We start from the raw sequence: 23,895 nt of genomic DNA, 5'->3' as shown, positions 1-23,895 counted from the left end.
CCCGGCCTCCCGGCGTTGGCCCCGGGCCGCCCCCGGCGTCACAGCCAGGTCAGCCGGGACTCCGTCTCCGACGGGTAGGGGTCGGTGGCGTAGTAGGTGTACAGCAGGCGCGAGCCCGCCGGACTGGCGGTGTAGACCGGTTCCCCCGCCGAGACCCACCGGTTCCACGCCCGCGCGAACGCCTCGGCACCCCTGCGGCTGCGGCCCAGCAGGGTGGGAACGGCGTGGAAGACCACGGGGTTCTCCGGGGCCCTGCCCCGCAGCCAGTCCAGCCCCATACGGCGGGCCTGGACCGGGTCGGCGGGCCGGTCGATCCGGTAGCGGTTCACGATGTAGCGGGGGTTGCCCACCAGCGGGGAGATCACCTCGTCCAGGGCGACACTGAACGCCTCGGCCTCCCGGGGACCGGCACCGGCGAACGTCAGCCGGAAGGTGCCGTCGGTGTCGATGTCCAGCCGCAGTCCCTCGGCACCCACCGGGGAGTGCCCGGCCTCGTGCAGCGCGTCGGCGACGGCGTAGCCGAACCGGAGGATGTCGGGGTCTCCCGCCGCGTTCTCGATCAACTGGGCGGCGCGCTGGATGCGCGGACCTCGGGAGAGCAGTTGCCGCACGCCGACCGCCCCGGCGGCGCCCAGCGCCGCGGTGCCGCCCACCGGCAGGGGGAGGCCGACCAGCGCCGTGGCCACCAGCAGCACGGCCGCCGCGACCGTGGGCACGGAGACCGCCGTCCGCCACAGCGGGGGCAGGGACAACTGCTCGGAGGTGTCGACGCCCACCCTGGCGGGGACCGCGGACGGCGGTCTGGGGCGCTGCCCCACCGGGCGGGGGGCCAGCACGCTCCGGTGCCGCTGGGGGCGGACCCGCACCGTCGCCAGGAGTTCGTCGCTGTAGGAGGAGCCGATCCGCCACCGCTCACGGGTGTCGGCGCGGTCCTCGGCGCGCAGCAGCATCCGGGTGTTGATCGCGTGGAACTGGTCCACCGGCGGCGCTTCGTAGGGGGACAGGGCCGGGTCCACGTGCGCGACGCCGCTCATCACCTCGCCGTCGGCGGCGACCCCCAGGTAGCCCTCGTGCTTGCGGACGAACCGGTCCCAGTCGGCCCCGCCCTTGGGGTGGGCGTCGCTGACGCAGACCACGGTCCAGGTGTGCGCGGTCTTGTCGGGCCAGGACGGGTCCAGCCGCAGCGCGCGTCCGCGCCCCTGGGCCACGGCGGTCGGGGTGGTGGCGGTGGTCAGGTCGACGACGGTGTTGACCCGCTGGGCGTTCCACCCCTCACCGAGCAGGCCGCGGGTCCCCACCAGGACACGGCAGTCGCCGCTCTCGAAGTACTCGGTGGCCAGCCGGACCCAGGTGCGCGAGGTCCAGCGCCCCTCGACGCGGACCAGGGAGCCGATGGAGCCCACCTCGACGAGGGTCAGCTCCAGTGAGGGGCGGCGCCGCGCGGCGAAGGCGATGAACGCCTCGGCGGTCTCGGGGGCCGCCGCCACCGTACGGCCGGTGATCAGCATCGGGGACAGTCGCCGGGTGCGCTCGTCGGCCACCAGCAACTCCAGTTGCAGCCACGCCGAGCCCGCCTGGTCGCCCAGGACCTCGCGCAGCCGAGCCGAAGGGCGCGCGCTGGCCCGTTCGTGGTCGCACAGGACCAGTGCGCGCAGGCGCGGCCCCAGGAACGTCGACTCGGCGGCGACGATCTCCACCGTGCTCCGGGACTTCGCGGCGCTGCGCGCCAGCACCCGGTCCACCGGGGAGCGGCCGCCGCGGATGCCGTAACGGGTGAGCGTGTAGCCGATCGCGGGCAGCGCGGTGCGGATGCGCTCCAACGCCTCGGCGTCGCGGCCGTCGACGCGGCCGGCGGTCGCGGTCGGCACGCCGACGTCCTCCTTCGCCCCGCCCCGCAGGCAGTTGAGGACGTAGTCGCTGAGCAGCGCCATCCAGTCGTCGGCGGTCGGGGCGCCGCGGTGCCGCTCCAGGACGCGCGCGTCCGTCGGCAGCGGGCAGAGTCCCGCGTGGTGCAGGCGCAGCACCGCGTCGGTGAGCCCGGGTTCCCGCGCGGCCAGTTGCGTCCAGCCCAGGCGCTGCCCGTCCCGGGTGAGGCGCTCGTCGAAACGGTGGCGCAGCCAGTCCAGGAAGTCGGTCCGGGCGAATCCGGGAGACAGCAGGTCGGTGCACAGCTCGGTGAAGCGCAGTCCCTGCTCGACGATGTAGTCCTGCTCGTCGGGGGTGGGTTCGGTGATCCAGACCAGCTCGGCGAACGGGGCGAGGTAGCCGTCGCGGACCAGGGCCGGAATGGAGGCGCCGCGGATGGGCGCGCCGAACAGGGTGTCGACGAGTTCGGCCTCGCTGCTCGTCAGACTCTCGGCCGGGGTGCCGGTCAGCCCGAGGACGTGGGCGTCCGGCAGGTCCCTCAGGACCTCCGCCAGCAGCCGCCCCCACATCTGCAGCAGGTGGTGGCACTCGTCCAGGATGACGGTGATCGGCCCCGCCGAGTGCAGTGTCTCCACCAGGGCGCTGCCGTTGCCGTGCAGTCGGCCCAGGGGGGACAGTTCGTTGCCCTCCTCGTCGGTTTCGGCGTCGGGGTCGAACACCGCGAGCGACTGGTAGGTGAGGACGGTGACGTCGTGCTCCAGGGAGCGCTGGCTTCCCGCGGTGCAGCCCCCGGGGCGCTCGAACTCGCGCCACTGGGCGATCCACTGGCTCTGGATCGCGGTGTTGGGGACGAAGACGACGGTGCGGCGACCGATCCGCCGTGCGGCCTCCAGGCCGATGAGCGTCTTTCCCGCTCCGGGAGGCAGCACCACCCAGGCGCGCCGGTCCCCCGACGCCCAGCGCGCCTCCAGCGCCTCCAGCGCCTGGCGCTGGTAGGGCCGCAGTTCACCTGGCCAGTAGGCCGATTCGACTCTGTTCATCATGGTGTGCGTGGTGTGGCGACCCTGGCCGTCAAGCCGGGGAGGAAACGCGGCCTCCCTTCCTCTTCCGGAAGACTCCGCGAACGGCGGCCGGAGTCGGCGCCGTTCGCGGGCACGGGACATCAGACGGTCTGGTGGAACACATGGGCGCGGACCCAGGCGTGCATGGCCACCGCGGCGGCGGCTCCCGCGTTGATGGACCGGGTGGAACCGAACTGGGCGATGGACAGCACCGAGACGCAGGCTTCGCGGACCTCCTCGGACAGGCCGGGGCCCTCCTGACCGAACACCAGGACGCAGTCGCGCGGCAGCGGACAGGTCTCCAGGGGGACCGAGCCGGGGAGGTTGTCGATCCCGATCACGGGCAGGTCGTGGGCGTCGGCCCAGGCCACGAGGTCGGCGGCGGTGGAGTGGTGGTGGATGTGCTGGTAGCGGTCGGTCACCATCGCGCCGCGCCGGTTCCACCGGCGGCGTCCCACGATGTGTACGGCCCGGGCTCCGAAGGCGTTGGCCGTGCGGACCACCGAGCCGATGTTGAAGTCGTGTTCCCAGTTCTCCACGGCCACGTGGAAGGGGTGCCGCCGGGTGTCCAGGTCGGCGACGATCGCCTCGCGTCGCCAGTAGCGGTAGCGGTCCACGACGTTGCGGCGGTCGCCGTTGGCCAGCAGTTCGGGGTCGTAGTGAGCACCTTCGGGCCAGGGGCCCTCCCAGGGGCCCACACCCACCTCCGACCGGTCGGTGAGGGGGGCGGAGTCGGGGGACGAGGAGGGGACGACCTGTTCGCTCACGCGACTCAGCTTAGGCACCACGGTGACCGTCACGCCATCGAGGGGCGGCGCTCGACGGGTGGATCGCCCGAACCGGGGGAGCGCCGCTGACCGGGGCGCCGGTGCGGCCCGCGGCGGCGCCGCGGGTCCGCGCGCCCACCGGTCGCCCGGGACGGCGGACGAGCGGTTTCCCGAGCGGCCGGACCGGAGGCCGTCCTGACACGTCGGTCAGGTCCGTGGTGGTCCTGCCCGCGGTGGCGGCCGCGACGGCGATCTCGTCCATACGCTCTCCCCAAACCTCGGGTGCTTGGTCCAGAGTCGCACAGAACGGCGGTCCGACTCCAGACCGGTTCCGGCCACCGGACCTCAGGAGCGCGCGGTGTGCTCCTCGGGAGCGAGTTCCTGGCCCGGTGCGGGAACACGGGCGCCGGTCTCGGGGATCTCGACGGTGACCATGTCGTGCGGTACGGGGCAGCCCTTGGGGAAGGTTCCGATCCGGCTGGGGTCGTAGCCGTGCGGGTAGCTCCTGATGTTCGGGTTCTTCTCCTGGCGGTAGGGCTCCACGCGCGGGGGCATGAACCGCACGATCCTGGCGCGGGTGCGCAGCGCCAGGCGGGACGCGGCCCGCCAGAACCGCGACGGGGGGTCGTACCGGAACGCCTCGACCAACCGGTCGTCCAGCAGGCCCATGGTGAACGGCCGGATGAGGGGCTGCTGCCACTTCGGGTAGAAGCTGACCATCAGGTCCAGGGTGGCGTCGGAGACGGCCCGGCCGCCCTCGCTGTAGTCGAAGTGGGCGGTCTCGTAGGAGTCGAACAGCTCGTGGAACTCGGCGTAGGTCTCGGGGATCTCCTTGATGCCCATGTGCCGACCGAGCATCCGGTAGTAGTTGGTGCTGGCGGTGATCTCGTGCTCGGTGAGCCTGCGCCAGCCGTAGCCGAGGTCGTTGAGCCAGCGCACCGGCATGACCACGAAGGTGCTCAGCACGTAGAGGTAGTCGTCGTTGCTGATGTCGTAGGAGCGGTGCATCTGGTTCATCCGGCGCAGCGCGTCCCGTCCCCGGCCCGGTTCGAAGCCGTGCCGCATGATCTCGCTCAGGATCAGCGCGGTGTCGTCGTAGCGGTACTGCGTGCGCTCGGTGAACTCGCGGGTGTCCCCGAGGAGCCGTCCGATGCTCGGCACCGCATAGGTCCGGTACAGGGCCAGCCCCAACGCCTGCTCGATGTCCCAGGGGAACTCGTGCGTGCTGAGGATCTCCGTGATCCGACGGCAGTCCGCCTCGGCGTCGAGTCGGTGGATCTCGTCATACCAGTCGAAGCGTTTCACGGGGGGATGTCTCCAGCCGGTCGCCTTGCCGTGTCCAACACCGCCTCCGCTCCTGTCGCGGGAGGCGCCGAATCCCATTCGTACACCAAAGAAATCTCGCGGGGAAGCGGTTGAGATGTGAATTTCCACCGGGGGATTCGTTCCCGGTGGCCCGCGGTGGTCCGCGGACCACCCAAGGTCACACTCCGCTCACGATCCTGCCCTGGATGTGCTGGATCAACGCGATCAGCACCTCCTTGCTCGACTCGCGACGACGCACGTCACACAGCAGGATCGGGATGTCGGCACCCAGGCCGAGCGCGTCGCGCACCTCCTCCGGTTCGTACACGTCGGCCCCGTCGAAGCAGTTCACCGCCACCACGAAGGGGATGCCGCGGCGTTCGAAGAAGTCCACCGACGGAAAGCAGGACTCCAGGCGGCGGGTGTCGGCGATCACCACCGCCCCCAGCGCGCCCGAGGCCAGTTCGTTCCACATGAACCAGAACCGCTCCTGGCCGGGGGTGCCGAACAGGTAGAGCACCAGTTCGGAGCTGACGGTGATCCGCCCGAAGTCCAGCGCGACGGTGGTGGTGGTCTTGCTCTCCACCCCCGACAGGTCGTCCACGCCGAGACTGGCCTCGGTCATCACCTCCTCGGTGCTGAGCGGGGTGATCTCGCTGACCGAGCCGACCATGGTGGTCTTGCCCGCGCCGAATCCACCCGCGACGAGGATCTTGAGCGCCGCCGGCAGCGGGGCCGGACCGCGTTCAGAGTCGTTGGATGCCATCGAGAACCGCCTGAAGTACGTCCCGGCCAACCACCGGGTGCTGGATCGTGTACGGGGCGCGGGCGAGCATGTGGCCACGCGCTATCAGGTCTCCCATCAGCACTTTGACCACGGCCACCGGGATGTCGAGACGGGCGGAGACCTCCGCCACCGACAGCGGACGGTGGCAGAGGTCGAGGATCGCGAGTTGTTCGGGCTCCAGGGAGAACTCGTCCACCTCGCCGCGGACCGCGATGACCACGCTGATCATGTCCAGTTGGACCGTGTCCGCCCCCTCACGCCCCTCTGTCATGACGTAGGGCCTGACCGGGGAACCGGGACTGTCAGGAGCCGAGCCCGGCGTGTGCCGATCGGACATGGCTGCTCTCCGCTATCGCGTCGGGGTGGTGGGCGCCTGACCGTTGGCCGTTGACCGGGCGTTGCGCCGGGGAGAGGACTCCAGGAACCGTCCGACCTGCTCCACCAGTACGTTCATCTCGTAGGCGATGAGACCCACATCGGACTCCTCTCCGGCGATGACCGCCAGGCAGGCACCGTTGCCCGCACCGGTGACGAACAGGTAGGCGTTCTCCATCTCGACCACGGTCTGCAGCACCCGGCCGCCTCTGAACTGGCGTCCGGTGCCCTGGGCGAGACTCTGGAAGGCCGAGGCGATCGCGGACAGGTGCTCGGCGTCCTCGGCGGTCATCTCCCTGGACTTGCCGATGGGCAGACCGTCGGAGGACAGCACGATCGCGTACTGGGCGCCGACTGCGCGTTCGACCAGTTCGTCGAGCAACCAATCCAGATCTCGGGGGGCGTTGTCGGTCACTGTGAATCCTTCTTGGTGTCGTTCAACCGCTTCCTACCGTCCTCGCGGCCCCTGCGGGTGCCCTGCTGGAACGCTGACAGGGTCTGACGCAGTCGCGACGGACGCTCCGGATCGTCGACGGGCGGCCTCGCCTGGTCGGAGGGGTCCGCTCCGTTGGCGAGGTCATCACACAACTGGGGGGCCAGGTTCACCTGGGGAACACGGCGGGGCAGCGGGGGACGCCCGTCGCGGGAGGGCCTGGGCTGCCGTGCCGTGTCGGGAGGAGACTGCTCGGCCGACGCGTGGACGGCACCACCGGACGCACCGTTGTTGCCGTTGCCGTTGCCGTTGCCGTCGCCTGGAGGTGTGAAGGCGCTCACCCCGGGGATCCGGCGCGGCAGCCCGGCCACCGGCGGAGCGGGCGGCTCGGAATCGGTGGACGGGGCGAGCACGTCCCGGTCGTCCCGCGGAGGGAGGGCCGGCACCGGACCGCTGGGCGGCGCGGAGTCCTCGGCGGCCGGGAAGGGGCGCGCCGCACGCACCGGGTGCGGACGGGACGCCGTCTCCTCCGCGTCGAGGTCGCCCTCCTCGCCCGCGGGCGAGGAGGCGGCGTCGGAGATCAGGCTCGTCGGCAGCAGCACGATGGCCAGCACCCCGCCGTAGGGGGAGGTCCGCAACTGCACCTTGATGCTGTGGCGGCGAGCCAGGTGGGAGACCACGAAGAGACCGAGCCGCGTCTTCTCGTTCAACCGCATCACGTCGAACTCGGGCGGGTTGGCCAGCATCGCGTTGGCCGCGGCGAGCTCGTCCTCCTTCATGCCCAGGCCGCGGTCCTCGATCTCGATCGTCACCCCGTTGGGCACCCGGTCACCGCGCAGGTGGACCTTGGTGTGCGGGGGAGAGAACGAGGTCGCGTTGTCGACCAGCTCGGCGACGAGGTGGATGACGTCGGCGACCGCTCCTCCCTGCACCGAGACGGGAGCGATCCGCTGGCGCTTGACCCTGGAGTAGTCACCGGACTCCGAGATGGCGCCCCGCAGCACGTCGATCAGCGGCAGCGGCTGGTGCCAGGTCCGACCGGGGCTCTGGCCGCCCAGGATGAGCAGGTTCTCGGCGTTGCGCCGGGCCCGGGTGGCGAGGTGGTCCAGTTTGAACAGGTCGGTCAGCTGGTCGGGGTCCTCCTGCTCGCGCTCCAGCTTGTCCAGCAGGCGCAGTTGCCGGTGCACCAGGGTCTGGCTGCGGTGCGCGATGTTGAGGAACACCCGGTTGATGCCCTGGCGCAACTGCGCCTGCTGCACCGCGGCCTCGACCGCGGTGCGCTGGGCGGCGTTGAAGGAGCGGCTCACCTGGCCGATCTCGTCGTCGGAGTCGCTCAGCGAGAGGATCTCGGCCTCGACGTCGACCGCCTCGTTGTCCTTCAGCCTGCGCACCAGTTCGGGCAGCCGCCGGTCGGCCAGTTCCTGGGTCTGGTCGCGCAGCCGGTGCAGCCGTTCGACCAGGTGCCGGGAGGAGCGGGCCGCGAACAGCAGGGCCAGCGCGGTGACCGCGGCGACGCCGAGGCTGCCCAGGACCGCTGTCAGGATCGCCTGGTTGGCGACCTCCGCCTGCAGTTGCGCCGCCAGCATGGCCTGGCTGGCGCCGATCTCGGTGAGGGAGTCCTTGACGGGCAGGTACACCGCCTGCCACTCCTCCTCGCTCACCGGCATGCTCAGGTCCTCGACGAGTCCACCGGTGAACGGGTCGGTCTCCATCTCGACCTCCCGACCGGCGATCCGGTCGATGAGCTCCGACAGCTCGGCGTACTCCTCGCTCTCCCGGAGCGAGACCAGCATGTCCCCCTGCTCGGGGCCGAGGTAGTCGTCGGTCGCCTCCAGCATGCCCCGGTAGGCGCCGATCCTCTGGACGAACACGTGCTGGGCGTCCATGGAGAACTCGTCGGTGGCGAAGCCGTGGGTCAGCGCGGCGTCGGCCTGGGCGAGCAGGTCGACGATGCGGAACACGTAGGTGGCGCTGATCGCCGGGCCGACGACCTCCGAGGCCGGGATGACCCGGGACTGCTCGTCGAACAGGTCCGCCCCGGCCATGATCAGCGCGCCGTAGTACTCCTCGATCTCCGCGTGGCCGACCTGTCCGCTGTCCACCCGGGCGCGGAACTCGTCGATCTCGTCGAACTGCTCGTCCAGGGCGGCGATGCGCTCCTGGACCGGTTCGGGGGACAGCGGCGCCAGTTCGCGGAAGTCGCCGAGGATGCTGTTCATGCGCTGCTCGACGTCCTCGCGGGCGAGGACGAGCTGCTCCTGGTTCTCCTCCGGGGAGTCCACATAGGCGGAGGACACCGAGCGCTCGTCCATGACCGAGACCAGCGCCAGGGCGGAGGGAAGCAGCAGCCTCTCGTTGGCCTGGACGTAGCCGTAGTGCACCACCGCGCCGTAGGCCAGGTAGCCGCTGATGATCAGCCACAGGACGATCAGCGCCGACGTGGGGGCGAGGACGATTCTGCGGAGACGGGTCCTGATCAGGGGGTCCCGCTTTTTCTTGGCTGCCTGCACTGCTCTCCTAGAGGACCGGGGGGGTCGCTGAGCACACGAGGAGACGTCCGGCGAACACTGCGCCGAGGATGACGGCCAGACCCGGAGTAGCCCCTGTGCGAGAAGGGGGGCACCGGGGTGTGCTGTAGCACTGAAGCGGTCAAAAGGTAAGGAAACCAGCAAGGATCGTATCGTGTCCAACTTCGTACAGCGTGTCGAGACGGACATGGAGCATCCGGAAAACACCGCAGCGACAGTGAAATCCGTGGTCACGGCCCTGAGCGGCGGATCTCAGAACCAGGCGAGAAAACCCAGAAGACAGCCGATGAGCAGAATGCCCGCCGCCAACGACAGGAACAGCGCGCGCGGCCACAGGCTCAGCCACGACGCGGCGACGACACGGGCCCGCCGCGGGTTGCGCGGATCGTAGGAGACGGTGACGGGGTCACCGTGGCGTGCGGCCGACCAGGAGGAGTTGTCGTGGACGGCGAGCACCTCCTCACCGTCCTCGGTGTGGAACCGCACGACCATCTTCGAGGTGCGGTTGGTCTCCTCGTAGCCGACGATCCTGCCTTCGGCGTGGTCGCCGCGCAGCCGCAGCAGCCACGTCGCGACGATGTCGTGCACCAGCCACAGCAGGGACACCAGACCGATGCCGATGGGCAGGAGGGGGTAGTAGAGCTCCACGGACCATCCCGGATGTGTCGGACGGACAGGACCGGTTCCCGGGGCGCCGGTTCCTCGAAGGAGGTCGCGACCCCGTGCGCGCGGTCGCGCACGGGGCTCCGGGAAGCGGGGGCGGGTGCGCCCCGGCCGCGGCGGAGCGGGCCGCCGGAGGCGGCGGGCGAAGCGCGGTCGGTCACCAACCGCTCGGCGTCGGTTTCCCCTCGTTGTATCCGGCGGAACTCTGCACACCGACGACCGCGCGCCCGTGGAACTCCTCCAGGGTGGCGGCCCCGGCGTAGGTCATGGCGCTGCGCAGCCCCGCGACGATCAGGTCGAGCAGGTCCTCGACCCCGGGGCGCTCGGGGTCCAGATACATCCGCCCCGAGGAGATGCCCTCCTCGAACAGCGCCTTGCGCGCCCGGTCGAACGGCGAGTCCTCGGCCGTGCGCAGCCGGACGGCGCGGGCCGAGGCCATGCCGAAGCTCTCCTTGTAGAGCCTGCCCTCGGCGTCGCGCAGCACGTCCCCCGGGGACTCGTAGGTCCCGGCGAACCAGGAGCCGATCATCACGTTGCTCGCTCCGGCGGCCAGCGCCAGCGCCACGTCGCGCGGATGCCGGACCCCACCGTCGGCCCAGACCGACCTGCCGAGTTCGCGGGCCGCGGCGGCGCACTCCAGCACGGCGGAGAACTGGGGGCGGCCCACACCCGTCATCATGCGGGTGGTGCACATCGCGCCGGGCCCCACCCCGACCTTGACGATGTCGGCGCCCGCCGCGACGAGGTCGCGGACCCCCTCGGCGGTGACGACGTTGCCCGCCACGATCGGCACGCCGGGGTCCAGGGCGCGCACCTGCCGCAGCGTGTCGAGCATCTTCTCCTGGTGGCCGTGCGCGGTGTCGACCACCAGGGTGTCGACGCCCGCCTCGACCAGCCGCGCCGCCCGGGCGGCCACGTCGCCGTTGATGCCGACGGCGGCGGCCACGCGCAGCCGCCCCCGGGCGTCGACCGCCGGCTGGTAGAGGGTGGCGCGCAGCGCCCCGGTGCGGGTCAGCACACCCACGAGCGAACCGTCGCCGTCCACCACCGGGGCCAGGCGGTGCCGGAAGTCGTGCAGGGTGCCGAACGCCTCCCGGGGGTCGGTGCCCGCCGCGACGGTCAGCAGGTCCGTCGACATGACCTCGCGCAACTGGGTGAAGCGGTCCACCCCCGCGCAGTCGGCCTCGGTGACCACACCGACGGGGCGGCGCCTGTCGTCGACGACGATGACGGCGTTGTGCGCCCGCTTGGGCAGCAGGTTCAGCGCGTGGCCGACGGTCGCCTCGGGGCCGAGGGTGATGGGCGTGTCGTGCACCAGGTGGCGGCTCTTCGTCCACCGGACCACGTCCGTCACCACGTCGGTGGGGATGTCCTGGGGAATGACGACCAGGCCGCCGCGCCGCGCGACGGTCTCGGCCATCCGGCGACCGGCGACCGCTGTCATGTTCGCCACTACGATGGGGATCGTGGTCCCGGTACCATCATGCGATGCCAGGTCGGCGTTCATCCGGGAACCAACAGATGAACGTTGGGGAACCATGAACACGTCGCCGTAGGTCAGGTCGTGGGTGGGCACCTGGTCGTTGAGAAAGCGCACGTGTCTCCCTCGGTCGTCGCTGCTGGTGCGGTACTCGGAAGACGTGACACGGACCGGACCCCGCACCCCCTGGTCGTCACCAATTATGACCGGACCGGTCGTGCGTGCCTTTTGCCGACGCCATACCCGCCGGCCGTGGTCCCGTTCTCCGGGAATCGCCCGTTTCCGTCCCTCCCCTCCGGGAAGGCGGAGGACCCGTCGCAGTCGTTCTCCCAGCCCCAGGAAGTCCAGAGTCCGCACAGGAGCACAGAAGACGATGACATCATTCACACTCGCCGACGTCCAGGAACGCACGTACAAGAAACGTGACGCCTGGTGGACGGTATTTCTGGTCGACCCGCTCGCCGGGCGACTGGTCGTGTGGACCGCCAATCACACCTCGATCACCCCCAACCAGTTGACCCTCGGGGCGGGACTGCTCGGCCTCGCCTCGGCCGCCTGCTTCGCGATGGCGGAGTGGCAGTGGCTGGTCGCGGGGGCGTTGCTGTTCCATCTCAGCTTCGTGCTGGACTGCATGGACGGCAAGATCGCGCGGCTCAAGGGCACGGGCTCGGTGTTCGGCGCCTGGGTGGACTTCGTCTTCGACCGCATCCGCTTCTTCGTCTGCATGATGGCCCTCCTCATCGGCCAGTGGATGTACACCGGTGAGCTCGTCTACCTGCTGCTCGCCCCCCTGCTGACCTTCTTCGACCTGCTGCGCTACCTCAACGGCCCCCAGATGGGCAAGATCCGCAGGAGCATGCGGCGCCAGCTGCGCGCCGCGGTCGCGGGTGAGACGGAGCGCCCCGAGGTGGAGGACGCCGAGAGCACCGAGGTGAACCCGCCCGCGGAGACCGAGGCGGAGGCCGCCGAGGGGGAGACGGACTCCGAGGACGAGGAGAACAGCGGCTACCGCGACTCCGGACTCCAGCCGGCCGCCGCCCGCCAGGTGGTCTTCGTCGAGGAGATCCTGCGGGAGAACCCGCAGTTGACCGCGACCGAGGTGCGCGGGATGGTCGCCGGGAACAACGGGAACGGCGACGGTGAGACCCACGTGATCGACATCCACGGCGGGTTCTTCCAGAAGTTCAGTTGGTACGCCAGGGTGCGCCTGTTCCTGCTGCGCCACCGGGTCCGGCCCCACCTGTTCAGCGGCATCGAGTTCGAGATGTTCGTCTGCGTGGTCGCGCCGCTCACCGCGGTCGTCTCGCTGTTCACCCCCTGGAACAGCCTCATCGTCCCGGTGGCGGTCTTCTCCAGCGCCGCGCTGATGCTCTTCGAGACGATCCTGGTCTACAAGCTGTGGCTCGCCACCCGCAGCTTCAACGAGGAGATGCGGATCCTCACCGGAGAGTGACCCCGCCGCACGGGTCCGGTCCCGACCGGACCCGTGCGCGAGGGGCCGGCGGACGACCTCCGTGGGGCCCCGGCCACCGGAACCGTGTTGAGATTCTGGACCCGGGTCGGGACAATCATTGCGGGTCACGTGGATTCCGACGGGGCCCGAGCACGGTCCGTCCCATCGAACCGAAGTCACGAAGGCGGTGGCAGCAGTGCCGCAGGCGGTCGATCCACGACGTGTCGCAGAACACGGCAGCGAGGTCATGCGTCTCGTCGACGAGATCTTCCCCCTCGTCGAGGGGTTCTACGTCGACCTGCACCGAAACCCCGAGTTGTCGTACCAGGAGCACCGCACCTCCCGGGCCGTGGCCGAATGGCTCTCCCGCGCGGGCTACGAGGTCACCACGGGCGTGGGCGGCACCGGCGTCGTCGGCGTCCTCCGCAACGGGGAGGGGCCGACCGTGCTGCTGCGCTGCGACATGGACGCCCTCCCCCTGGAGGAGCAGACCGGCCTGCCCTACGCCAGCACGGCGCGCGGCACCGCGGCCGACGGCCAGGAGGTGCCGATCATGCACGCCTGCGGCCACGACGCGCACACCGCCTGCCTGGTCGGCGCCGCCGACCTGCTGGCCGGTTCCCGGGACCGTTGGAGCGGCACCCTGATGGTGGTCGCCCAACCGGGCCAGGAGACCCTCGACGGCGCCGAGGCCATGCTCGCCGACGGACTCTACGAACGCTTCGGACGGCCCGACATCGCCCTCGCCCAGCGGGTCGGACCGCAGCCCGCGGGCATGATCGCGCACCGCGCCGGGGTCATTCTGGGCATGTCCAGCACCGTGCGGGTGCGGGTCTTCGGCAGCACCGGCCACGGCGGGTTCCAGCCGCAGACGGGTGTCGACCCGGTGGTCATCGCGGCCTCCATCGTCACCCGGTTGCAGACCATCGTCGCGCGCGAGGTCAACCCCAGCGAGATGGCCGTGCTCACCGTCGGTGTGCTGCGGGCCGGAGTCAGGTCCGACCTCGTGCCGAGCGAGGCGTACCTGGAGATCAACACGCGCTGCCTCAACGAACGGGTGGCCGACCGGCTGCACGCCGCCATCGAGCGCGTCGTCAGGGCGGAGGCCGCGGCCTCCGCGGCGCCCCGCGACCCCGAGGTCACCGTCGTACGGGCCTCCGGGCTGACCCGGAACGACGCCGAGCAGACCCGCGCGCTGACCGCCGCGCACCGCGCCTACTTCGGCGACGCCTACGTGATCGACCTGCCCGAGCCCTTCACCGTCGGAGAGGACTTCGGCGTGTTCGGGCTGCCCGGCGATCCGGACCCGGTGCCGTACGTCCTGTGGCTCATCGGCTCCACCCCGCACGAGGTGTGGGCCGCCGCCCCCGGCACCACCCCGTTCGACAAGCTCGCCTCGGTGCCCGGCTCCCACTCCTCCCACTTCGCCCCCGACCGTGAGCCCACGCTGCGCGCCGGACTCGCCGCCCTCACCATCGCCGCCCTGACCTATCTGGGACGCAGCGCGGGACCGGGACGCGCGACCTCCGGTCTGGCGAGGAACGGCCGCTCCTTCACCCTCGACGAGGGGGAGTCGACGCAGAACACGGACATGCGGGCGCTGCTCGACGACGACGAGGGGGAGTCGACGCAGAACACGGACATGCGGGCGCTGCTCGACGACGACGAGGGGGAGTCGACGCAGAACACGGACATGCGGGCGCTGCTCGACGACGACGAGGGGGAGTCGACGCAGAACACGGACATGCGGGCGCTGCTCGACGACGACGAGGGGGAGTCGACGCAGAACACGGACATGCGGGCGCTGCTCGACGACGACGAGGGGGAGTCGACGCAGAACACGGACATGCGGGCGCTGCTCGACGACGACGAGGACGAGTCCACACAGCACACGGACATGGCCGAACTCCTGCGCGACCCCCCGCCGCCCCCGCGGGGACCGACCCAGGGCACCGAGACCGGACCGTCGAGTTCGTTCCGTCCGCCCTCCGGTCCCGCGTTCTCCGCACCACCGCCCTCGGGGCCGCCGGTCGACGCGCCGCCCCCTCCCCCCGGCACCCAGCCCCACCAGGACGAGCCGCCCCACCACTACTAGGCGCGACCACGCGGCCATACCGCCTCCCGCGGGGGACAGCCGTCGAACACACCGGTCGAGCACCGGAGCCGCCCGCAGGAACCGAACGGAACGGCCGCATGATCCGGGGTTGGGGAGACCGTCGGCAGCGCCGGTCGCTGCGCCATCCGCAGGAGAACCGGCTGCTGTGGACCTGCGTGGCCGTCACCGCCCTCACCGTGTTCGGTACGCTCGACCGGGCGATCTCCGAGCACAGCAGCCAGCCGCTGCTGGTCCTGCTCGTGCCGACCCTGGTGTTCTTCGCGCGCGGCCAGTTGTACGCGCGCCAGCGGGTCAACGGCGTGCGCATCACCGAGCGGCAGTTCCCCGAGGCGTACCGGATGGTGGTCGACGCCGCCCACGCCTTCGGCCTGCCGAAGACACCGGACGCCTACGTGGTCCTGGGCAACGGGCGGGTCAACGCGTTCGCCTCCGGGCACGGCTTCCGCCGCTACGTCGCGATCACCAGCGACCTGTTCGAGATCGGGGCCCTGCGCGGCGACCCCGACGCGCTCCGGTTCGTCATCGGCCACGAGGTGGGGCACATCGCCGCCGGACACGCGTCCTTCTGGCGGCAGGTCGGCGTCTCCATCGCCAACCTCATCCCCGGCCTCGGCAGCTCCCTCAGCCGGGCGCAGGAGTACACCGCCGACAACCACGCCCACCGCTTCTGCCCCGAGGGTGTGCACGCCCTGCGCGTCCTGGCGGCGGGCAAGTACCTGTACGACCGGGTGGACTTCGACGACATCGCCGACCGGGCCCACACCGACCAGGGTTTCTTCGTGATGCTGGTGAACGTGCTGGCCACCCACCCGGTCAACACCTGGCGGTTCGCCGCGCTCAAAGACCGTGACCGCCCCGGCCGGATCTTCTGACCGAGGCCGGGGACCCGGGGGAGGAGAGCCCCCGGGCGGCCCCGGCTCACGGCGCGGCGGTCGCGTACTCCTTCGCCAGTTGCGGCGGCAACGGTTCGTGACGCAGATACCTGCGGGTGAACGTGCCGGTCCCGTGCGACAGCGAACGCAGTTCCACGGCGTAGCGGACGATCTCCAACTGGGGGACCTCCGCCCTGACCAGAATCCGTCCGCCAGGCGCCGGGTCGCTGCCCACGACACGGCCCCGACGTGCCGACAGGTCGCTCATCACCGCGCCCATGTACTCCTCGGGGACCAGCACCGCCACCAGGTCCACGGGCTCCAGCATCGCGACCCGGGTCCTGTCCGCCGCGTCCTTCAGGGCGAGTCTGCCCGCCTTCTGGAAGGCCATGTCGGAGGAGTCCACCGAGTGCGCCTTGCCGTCGTACAGCGTCACGCGGAGGTCCACCATCGGATACCCCGAGCGCACCCCCTGCTCCATCTGGGCGCGCACCCCCTTCTCCACCGAGGGGACGTACTGGCGCGGCACCACTCCGCCGACGGTCTCGTCCACGAACTCCAGACCGGAACCGGACGGCAGCGGCTCCACCCTGATCCGGCAGATGCCGTACTCGCCGTGTCCGCCGCTCTGCTTGACGTTGCGCCCCAGCCCCTGCGCGGGAACGGCGAAGGTCTCCCGCAGCGGGACGACGACCTCCTCGGTCCGCACCGCGACGCCGTAGCGGTTGGCGAGCCGGTCCAGCACCAGGTCCAGATGGGCCTCGCCCATGCACCACAGCACCATCTGGTGGGTCTCGGAGTTGACCTCGACCCGCACCGTCGGGTCCTCGGCGGTCAGCCGGGAGACCGCCTGGGAGAGCTTGTCCTCGTCGGCCGTGTGCTCGGCGCGCACCGCGGTGGGCAGCAGCGGCTCGGGGAAGGTCCACGGCGGCATCCGCAGCGGCCGGTCCGCACCGGAGAGGGTGTCGCCGGTCTCCGCCCCGGACAGCTTCGCCACCGTGCAGATGTCACCGGCGACGACCCGCCCGACCGGGCTGCTCCGCCGACCCAGCGGGACGCCCAGCGGACCGACCCGCTCGTTGCTCTCGTGGTCCTGGTGGCCCCGGTCGGCCAGACCGCGGCCGCACACGTGCACCGCCCGGTCGGGACGCAGCGTTCCGGAGAACACCCGGACCAGGCTCACCCGGCCCACGTACGGGTCGCCGACCGTCTTGACCACCTCGGCCAGCAGCGGCCCCTCGGGATCGCAGCGCAGGCCGGTGACCTCCTCCCCGGAGGGGGTGGCCACGGGCGGCAGCGGCCGTTCGACCGGGCTCGGGCAGGCCAGCGGCAGTTCCCGCAGCAGTTCGGGCACGCCCACCCCGTTCAGTGCCGACAGCGCCACCACCGGGTGGAAGCCGCCGCGCGCCACCGCCGCCTCCAGGTCGGCGACGAGCATCGCGTTGTCCAGACGCTCACCGGCCATGTAGCGGTCCATGAGCGTCTCGTCCTCGCTCTCCTGGATCACCCCCTCGATCAGCGCGGCGCGCATCGGCTCGGTGTCGAGGAGCAGTTCCGGGTCGGGGTCGGTCTCCACCGGGGTGTCGCCGGAGTAGTCGTAGTAGCGCTGGGAGAGCAGTCCCAGCAGCCCCCGCACCATGCGCGTCCCGCCTTCGCCGCCGAACACGGGGACGTAGGCGGGCATGACGCCCTCCCCGAACTCGGCCTGGCACTGGGCGACCACCTCGAAGAAGTCGGCGCGGTGGTGGTCGAGCTTGGTGACGGCGACGGCCCGCGGCATGCCCAGCGCGGCGCACTCCTCCCACAGCATCCGCGTGGTCCCGTCGACCCCGTCCACCGCCGAGACCACGAACAGGGCGGCGTCGGCCGCGCGCAGCCCCGCGCGCAGCTCGCCCACGAAGTCGGCGTATCCCGGGGTGTCCAGCAGGTTGACCTTGGTTCCGTCCACCCACAGCGGCGCCACGGAGAGGTTCACCGAACGCTGCTGCCGCACCTCGACCTCGTCGTGGTCGCTGACGGTCGTGCCGTCCTCGATCCGACCGGCCCGGCTGAGCACTCCCGACGCGGCCAGCAGCGATTCGACCAGGGTGGTCTTTCCGGCACCGGAATGGCCGACCAGGACCACGTTGCGGATGTCGTGGGGCCGGTCGACCGTGGGCGCCCTGCCGGCGGTCGCGGAACCGGATCTGTCCGCCATGCTCACCACTCCCCCCAGAGGTGACGTCACCGCGTTCCCCCATGTGACGCGGAACACCTCTACCGTCACCCGTGTGGTCGGATATAACAAGACCGTTGTGCCGGGAAACCGGTGATCTTTGCCTTTTTCCGTGACACGGGTGCCGTGGGGCGACATGCCGGGGACGGTGACGCGGAATTCGGTAGAGGCAGCCTCCCCCGCGCCGAGGCGCGTGCTGCGGCACGGTGGGCCGCATGCCCCTGTGCGCGGCCACGGGGCGCGCCCCCGGCGGGTCCGGCGATGGCTGCGGCCCCCGGGCGGGGTGCGGATCGACTCGGTGCCGCTCAGGCGAGCCCGCCCCCGCACCGGGGGGTGTCGGGGTGGGTGTCCGGTGTTCTCCCCGGTGACCTGTCTGCGGGGGCGCGGGTGGGGCGGCGCCGGGGCGCCTCCCCACTCCAGCGCCAACCCGTGGTGGTCCGCCCCGGGTCCCGCGGCGGATCAGTACGACGAGATGTGCACGTGGTCGTAGTGGTTCTGGGTGACGCTGCCGCGGTCCGACATCGGCTTCCAGCCCGCGCCCGGATTGCGGGAGTCCCAGATCTTCTGCTCCCAGATCACGTACATGACGCCGAGACGTCCGGCGTTGGCCTTGGCGTACTCGGCGATCTGCCAGCCCAGATCCCGGTTGGCCGCACTGGGCATCGCACCGCCCGCGCTCATCATGAAGTCGCAGGCCCGACCCGAGCCGTGCTCTCCCGAATCGCCCGGACGCAGGCAGCCGACCGGGTAGGGGGCGCCGAACGTGCTGATGATCTCGTCGCGGATGGCCGCCATGCGCGGGGTGGCGCCGTCGAAGCCCCAGCCGCGCGCGCTGTCGGGGACGCTACCGGTGCCGGTGGTGACGGGAACCTGCTCGGCCTCGTACTCCTCGATCTTGGCGAGAACCTCGTCGCGCTGCTCCTCCAGGTCCTCGACCAGTTCCTCGGCGTCGGCCAGCGCGGCGTCGGCCTCCTCCTTGGCCTCCTCGGCCTCGGACTTGAGCTCCATCAGGTTGGCCACCCGTGAGCCGCTGATGTGGGAGACCTGGCCGAGCAGGGCCGCGTCGGAGAGCATCTGCTCCGGGGAGCTGCTCATCACGATCTCGACGACGGGGTCCATGCCGCCGCCCTTGTACTGGCTGGCCGCGATCACCGCCACGTCACCGCGCGCCTCGTCCAGTTCCTTCTGGAGTTCCTCGACCCTGTCGGAGGCCTTCTCGGCCTCCTCCTTGGCGCTGGTGTACTGGACGAGTTCGGCGTCGTACTCCTCCTCGAGGGCTTCGGCCCGTTCGTTCAGCTCCTCCAGGGTCGGCTCCTCGTCGTCGGGGTCCGCGTGACCGGGGGAGGTGAACACCAGGAGGAGTCCCACCAGCGCGGCGGAGACGACTGCGCCGCGGCGGCGGACCGGTGAAGGGGAAGGATTGACGGATCTGCTCACTTGATTCGCTCCGTGGGAGGGACCTGTGGCCGGACAGAGGTGGGGCGGGGGTTTCCCAGGGGCCACGTGATGCTGAGCAGACCTTATGAGATCTTCTCGTGATATGCCTAGTCAATGTCTCCTTTTTACCGACAGGAGTCCGCGGGCTAGGGCTTTCCTCCGAAAGCGGACGGAAGGGGCGCCGCGGACTCGGAGGGCTCCTGGGAGCGCAGGAACCAGGAGGAGCGGCGGATCTCGCGCATGGCGGCACGGCGGGTGTCCCGGTCCAGTCGGTCCAGGTAGAGCAGGCCGTCGAGGTGATCCGTCTCATGCTGCAGGCAGCGGGCCAGCAGTCCGGTCCCCTCGACGGTGACCGGTTCGTTGCGCAGGTCGACCCCCTTGACCACCGCGCGCTGGGCGCGCCTGGTCGGGTACCACAGCCCGGGTACGGACAGGCAGCCCTCGTTGCCGTCGTCCTGGGTCTCCTCCGACAACTCGACGATCTCGGGGTTGATGACGTAGCCGATCGCGCCCTCGACGTTGTAGCTGAACGCACGTAGCCCGACCCCGATCTGGGTGGCGGCGACCCCCGCCCGGCCGGGGGCGTCCACGGTGTCCAGCAGGTCGCGTACGAGGGCCTTGGTGTGCCGGTCGAACGTGGTGACCGGCGTCGTCGGCGCGGTCAGTACCGGGTCGCCGAACAGGACGATGGCGCGCTTGCTCATGGGTCAAAGAGTAGCCTCGCCCGGCGGCCCGCCGCCCCGAGCCGCGGTGGGACCGGCCGTCCCGGCGCGGGTCAGGCCGGGTTCGGCGCCAACGCGTCGTCCAGCACCATCTCGATGTAGTCCAGCGCCGCGCGGCGCCGCTCCAACGCGTTGCGGTACAGCGAGGGCAGCGCCGAGTCGCGTCGGATGCGCAGGCACTCGTTGACGATGCGCTCCCAGTGTTCGGGGAAGGCGTGCAGGGCGTAGAACCCCGCGCCCGACTTGGAGGTGATCTCCCCGGTGCGCAGGGTGAAGTGCAGTCGGCTGACGCTGAGCACGCTCCAGGAGGGCGCCAGCGAACCCAGGACCGCCAGACCGCGCGGGGTGACCAGGCGGCCCGCCTTGGCGCGCCAGCGCCGCCAGTGCTCCTCCAGGTTGCCCAGCGACCACGCGCGCAGCGTGCCGGGTTCGTCCCAGATGTCGACCTCCACCGGCAGTGGACCGCGGACCGTCACCCCGCGTTCGGCCAGCACCCGCCAGGTGACGGGGTTGACGTCGGCGCTGGCCCGGGCGCGGAACCGGCCGCCCAGCACGGAGGCCACCGGACCGCAGTGCTGCGGGTCGACGGCGAGGTCGTCCCAGGTGACGTAGATGCCGTTGAAGTGGGGACGGGGGAAGCGGGCGCAGACACGGGAGTGCACCCGGCGCATCGCGGCGCGCTGGGCGTCGTCGAGTCGGGCGGTGGTGACCACCACGAAGTCGATGTCGCTGGTGTGCGGCCGGAAGTCGCCCAGAGCCACCGATCCGGTGAGGTACAGACCCTCCACAAGACCGGGGGCCTCCTCGTCGGCGCCGCCCAGGAACGCCTCGGCCACGGTTCGCACCAGTGGATGGACAGCCATCAGTCACTTCTCCAGTCCAGTTGTTCGGGGACGGGCCGCGGTCCTTCCCCGGCGGGTGTGCACCGCGGCGTGTGTCCGGCCGTCCGGGGCGCAGACGGTCTGAGTGCCTGCACTTCCCAGTTTGGGAGCCGATATTCGCTTGGACAAGGGGATCGTACCGAAGAACCCCGCTGCCGCCGTGACGGCGCTTCCCGGTCAGCGGGCCGCGAGCGCGGTCTCGGCGGCGGCGACGAGGTCGGTGACGCGCGCGTCCCAGTCGGCGGCGCCGAGCCGGAAGGGGACGGTCGCCCGGCGGAGCAGGGCCGCGGCCGAGTGCGCGCCCAGGCCGCGGCGTGTCCGCTCCGCCGCGGCGGGGGAGCCGAGTCCGTCCAGGTAGCCGTCGAGCAGCGCTTCGGGCACGGAGGGCGGGGCTCCGCCGGCCGGTCGGCGCGCGTACTCGGCCGCGGCCAGGTCGGCCAGGTCGGTCGCCGGGTGGGCGACGTGCGCCTCCTCCAGACAGGTCAGCGCGGGACCGCCGTCGCCCACCAGCACCCGTCCGGCGTGCAGGCCGCCGTGGACCAGCGCCCGCGGCGCGTCCGAGACGTCGTCCAGCGCCGCGGCGCACTCCCGTGCCGCCGCCCGGACCCGGCCGGCCAGGCCGGGAAGGAGCGCGGCGACCTCCTCGGCGGCCCGGGCGACCCGTGGGGCCGGATCGGCCGGGGGAAGCTCCCGGGGCGGCGGAACCGAGTGCAGTCGGGCCAGCAGGCGGCCCGTCTCCGCCAGTGCGGCCCGCCCGGCGGCCCCGTCGCGGGCGGCCAGTCGGTCGAGGGGTTCTCCGGGCAGCCACCGGGTCACCAGGAGGCCGTAGCGGCTCACCCTGACCAGGTCGGGAACCGGGAGTCCGGCGACGGCGGGAGCCAGGTGGGAGGCCGCGTTCACCCCTCCCGAACGGGCGTGGACCACGAGGCGGGGGTGTCCGGCCGCGTCGTCGATCCGGCCGACCCAGCGGTGTCCCGCCAGGTAGGAGAGGGTGTGTGCCGAGGCGTCGGCGGTGTCGACGAATCTCTGCGGCACGGCGGCGAAGCGCCGCACGGAGGGGAGCGCGCGGTCGTCCACGGGGGGTCCCAGGACCAGGCCGAGGTCCGCGGCGCACAGCGGTCCGCGCAGGCGCGGCTCCTCCAGCGCGCCGAGGTCGACGGTGCGTCCGTCCGGTCGCCCGGTCCACTGCCGGGCGTAGCGGACCTCCTCGGCGGTCCCGGCCGCGTCGGGGGGAAGCGCCCGGGCGAAGGCGTGCCGCGGGCCGTCCGCGTAGTGCAGGGTCAGCGTCGCGGCGAGGCCGGTCCCCCGCAGGTAGCGTCCGCGCTCCACCTCGACGCGCCGCGGCCGTTCGACGCCGGTCGGCAGCAGGGAGTCGAGCAGGTCCAGGACGGATCGGGAAGAGAGCAGCACGCCCAGTCCCGGAAGACGGGGGTCCGCCCGTGTCAGTTCCTCGTCGGCGCTGTGGTGCACCGCTCCTCCTTCGGGTCGCCTGTTCCATTGTGACCGCGGGGAGCGGCGGGCGGCAGGGGGCGCACGACCGTGTCAGCGGCCCGCGGGGCCGCGCGGCCGGTGGGGCGCCGGTCGGGAGCGGTGCCGACCGGCAATTCACATCACCTGATGTCGGATTTTTTCGATTTCTACCATTCTGGGCTGGGGATTCGCGCCCCCGGTGTGGGAAATTATGTTAAACCGTGTTCGATTCTGGGTATTTCCTGAGTACCACGCCGACCGGAATAGCTCGGTCGCTCCGGTGAAACTCCTGGAAGGCTGCCCCTTGACCGCCACACGCCACCCCAGTCCCGCTGCGGGGCCGCATCCCCCGCGTTCCGCGGAACGACATCGCGAGTGATGGGCGCAACATTGTTGCGATATGGAAAAAGGAATTCCCATCGATTATTCTGTTTGGCGTGTGGCTACCAGTGCTGGTCGCCGGAGGTCTGTTCCTGCGGCGCACCACCGGAGCCAACCGACTCGGTCTTTACCCCGTCTTTGGACGGGCGGGGCGGCACCATTGGTCGCTGTTAGCGCACGCGTAACACGGCTTCATTTGTGTGAAACCCATGCTCATTAGGCTTCCGGGTTAACGGGCAGGGTTACCTCGGGTCTTTTTGGAGGCAGTGGTTATGGTCCCGACTATGGTCCTCGTAGCGGACGGAACACGCGACACCCGGCGGAAGGAGGCCCTGCACGATCTGGCGGAGGCGGTGGCCGACCGCAGGGAGGCGCCGGTACAGGCGGCCTTCGGTTCACCGACGGAACTCCGCGCCGCGGTGGAGTCCATCGAGGGGCCGCTCGTGGTGGTCCCGGCCTTCCTCGCGGGAAGCGACGCCGCCAGCACCGAACTTCTGGCCGGACTCGACCTCGACAGCCGGTTCGACGCCTGCGCCACGGCCCCGCTGGGAGCCGTGCCCTCGATCGTCGCCCAGCTCGTCACCCGACTGCACGCCGAGGGGTGGCGTCCCGGCGACGGCGTCGTCCTCGCCGCCGACGGCGGCCCCGAACTCCCCGGCAACAGCGAACGCCGCCAGGTGATCGACGTGGCCCGCATGCTGAGCCGCCGCGTCCAGACCCCCGTCCAGGTCGGCTACCTGCACGCGTGGGCTCCCTCGGTCTCCGACGCCGTGGCACGTCTGCGCCGCAACGGCCACGACCGGGTCGCGGTGGCCACCTGGCAGCTCGTGGACGGCGCGGACCTGCACCGGCTGCGGGAGATCGGCGCGACGGCGGTCACCGCGCCGTTCGGTCCCTCCCCCGTCGTCATCGACACCCTGCTGGCCCAGCACCGGGCCGCCACCGCCCGCCTGGCGGCGTGAACCGGGACTTCGGTCGGTTGTGGGGACATCGACCGAAGGCGGACCGCGGGAATGCCCTGCCCGGAATGGCCCGCGGCGCTCCGCCCGGGAGACCGGCCTCCGCCCGGAGGCCGGTCTCCCG

The 23,895-nt window shown here is 71.3% G+C and carries 18 protein-coding genes; 4 read left to right on the top strand and 14 right to left on the bottom strand.

Going from position 1 to position 23,895, the window contains the following annotated elements; all coding sequences use genetic code 11:
- Positions 1 to 38: 38 nt before the first annotated feature.
- The 9 genes from NI17_RS15205 to NI17_RS15165 form a co-directional block, all read right to left on the bottom strand.
- Positions 39 to 2,906 carry a DEAD/DEAH box helicase family protein gene (locus NI17_RS15205; protein WP_068692338.1) on the bottom strand — a complete coding sequence of 956 codons (2,868 nt, stop codon included), beginning with the start codon at positions 2,904 to 2,906 and terminating at the stop codon, positions 39 to 41.
- Positions 2,907 to 3,028: 122 nt separating this feature from the next.
- Positions 3,029 to 3,694 (bottom strand): TrmH family RNA methyltransferase, encoded by a 666-nt coding sequence (locus NI17_RS15200; protein ID WP_068692186.1) that lies wholly within the window; start codon positions 3,692 to 3,694, stop codon positions 3,029 to 3,031.
- Between the two features lie 345 nt (positions 3,695 to 4,039).
- A complete protein-coding gene (locus tag NI17_RS15195; RefSeq protein ID WP_068692188.1) occupies positions 4,040 to 4,999 on the bottom strand; it encodes an oxygenase MpaB family protein in 960 nt (319 codons plus the stop codon).
- Positions 5,000 to 5,177: 178 nt separating this feature from the next.
- On the bottom strand, positions 5,178 to 5,765 hold the full coding sequence (locus NI17_RS15190; RefSeq protein WP_068692189.1) for a GTP-binding protein: 588 nt from the start codon (positions 5,763 to 5,765) through the stop codon (positions 5,178 to 5,180).
- Entirely contained in the window at positions 5,746 to 6,123 is a 378-nt protein-coding gene (locus NI17_RS15185) for a DUF742 domain-containing protein (protein WP_068692198.1), read from the bottom strand. The genes NI17_RS15190 and NI17_RS15185 overlap by 20 nt, the downstream gene beginning before the upstream one ends.
- A 12-nt stretch (positions 6,124 to 6,135) precedes the next feature.
- Positions 6,136 to 6,576, bottom strand: coding sequence for a roadblock/LC7 domain-containing protein (locus NI17_RS15180; protein ID WP_068692200.1), 441 nt, complete (start codon positions 6,574 to 6,576; stop codon positions 6,136 to 6,138).
- The gene (locus NI17_RS15175) at positions 6,573 to 9,104 is read right to left on the bottom strand and encodes a sensor histidine kinase (RefSeq protein WP_068692202.1); all 2,532 of its coding nucleotides are present in this window, start codon (positions 9,102 to 9,104) and stop codon (positions 6,573 to 6,575) included. Before NI17_RS15175 ends, NI17_RS15180 begins: the two co-directional genes overlap by 4 nt.
- 270 nt (positions 9,105 to 9,374) lie before the next feature.
- Complete coding sequence (locus tag NI17_RS15170) at positions 9,375 to 9,770, bottom strand: DUF3592 domain-containing protein (RefSeq protein ID WP_068692204.1); 396 nt, start codon at positions 9,768 to 9,770, stop codon at positions 9,375 to 9,377.
- A gap of 172 nt (positions 9,771 to 9,942) precedes the next feature.
- The gene (locus NI17_RS15165; protein ID WP_068692206.1) at positions 9,943 to 11,382 is read right to left on the bottom strand and encodes a GuaB1 family IMP dehydrogenase-related protein; all 1,440 of its coding nucleotides are present in this window, start codon (positions 11,380 to 11,382) and stop codon (positions 9,943 to 9,945) included.
- A gap of 256 nt (positions 11,383 to 11,638) precedes the next feature.
- Here NI17_RS15165 and NI17_RS15160 point away from each other — a divergent pair, with 256 nt between their 5' ends.
- From NI17_RS15160 to NI17_RS15150, 3 genes are all read left to right on the top strand, one after another.
- The gene (locus NI17_RS15160) at positions 11,639 to 12,718 is read left to right on the top strand and encodes a CDP-alcohol phosphatidyltransferase family protein (RefSeq protein ID WP_068692207.1); all 1,080 of its coding nucleotides are present in this window, start codon (positions 11,639 to 11,641) and stop codon (positions 12,716 to 12,718) included.
- Positions 12,719 to 12,914: 196 nt separating this feature from the next.
- Positions 12,915 to 14,813 (top strand): amidohydrolase, encoded by a 1,899-nt coding sequence (locus NI17_RS15155; protein ID WP_243597717.1) that lies wholly within the window; start codon positions 12,915 to 12,917, stop codon positions 14,811 to 14,813.
- 98 nt (positions 14,814 to 14,911) lie between these two features.
- On the top strand, positions 14,912 to 15,706 hold the full coding sequence (locus NI17_RS15150; RefSeq protein WP_068692209.1) for a M48 family metallopeptidase: 795 nt from the start codon (positions 14,912 to 14,914) through the stop codon (positions 15,704 to 15,706).
- Positions 15,707 to 15,752: 46 nt separating this feature from the next.
- Here NI17_RS15150 and NI17_RS15145 read toward each other — a convergent pair whose 3' ends face one another.
- The 5 genes from NI17_RS15145 to NI17_RS15125 form a co-directional block, all read right to left on the bottom strand.
- Positions 15,753 to 17,903 carry an elongation factor G-like protein EF-G2 gene (locus NI17_RS15145; RefSeq protein WP_068692210.1) on the bottom strand — a complete coding sequence of 717 codons (2,151 nt, stop codon included), beginning with the start codon at positions 17,901 to 17,903 and terminating at the stop codon, positions 15,753 to 15,755.
- Positions 17,904 to 18,380: 477 nt separating this feature from the next.
- Positions 18,381 to 19,358, bottom strand: a complete 978-nt coding sequence (locus NI17_RS15140; RefSeq protein WP_068692217.1) for a coiled-coil domain-containing protein — start codon at positions 19,356 to 19,358, stop codon at positions 18,381 to 18,383.
- 146 nt (positions 19,359 to 19,504) lie between these two features.
- Positions 19,505 to 20,062 carry a peptide deformylase gene (def, locus tag NI17_RS15135; RefSeq protein ID WP_068692219.1) on the bottom strand — a complete coding sequence of 186 codons (558 nt, stop codon included), beginning with the start codon at positions 20,060 to 20,062 and terminating at the stop codon, positions 19,505 to 19,507.
- Positions 20,063 to 20,133: 71 nt separating this feature from the next.
- A complete protein-coding gene (locus NI17_RS15130) occupies positions 20,134 to 20,943 on the bottom strand; it encodes a nucleotidyltransferase domain-containing protein (protein WP_068692223.1) in 810 nt (269 codons plus the stop codon).
- A 195-nt stretch (positions 20,944 to 21,138) separates the two neighbouring features.
- On the bottom strand, positions 21,139 to 22,431 hold the full coding sequence (locus tag NI17_RS15125) for a phosphotransferase (RefSeq protein ID WP_068692224.1): 1,293 nt from the start codon (positions 22,429 to 22,431) through the stop codon (positions 21,139 to 21,141).
- 653 nt (positions 22,432 to 23,084) lie between these two features.
- Here NI17_RS15125 and NI17_RS15120 point away from each other — a divergent pair.
- Positions 23,085 to 23,774: a sirohydrochlorin chelatase gene (locus NI17_RS15120; protein ID WP_068692225.1), complete on the top strand. Its 690-nt coding sequence runs from the start codon at positions 23,085 to 23,087 to the stop codon at positions 23,772 to 23,774.
- Positions 23,775 to 23,895: the final 121 nt, after the last annotated feature.

Origin of the sequence: Thermobifida halotolerans (genome assembly GCF_003574835.2) — a bacterium.
GTDB lineage: Bacteria > Actinomycetota > Actinomycetes > Streptosporangiales > Streptosporangiaceae > Thermobifida > Thermobifida halotolerans.
Note: the sequence above shows the minus strand (reverse complement) of the source record. Positions and strands in the feature narration are given on the sequence as shown.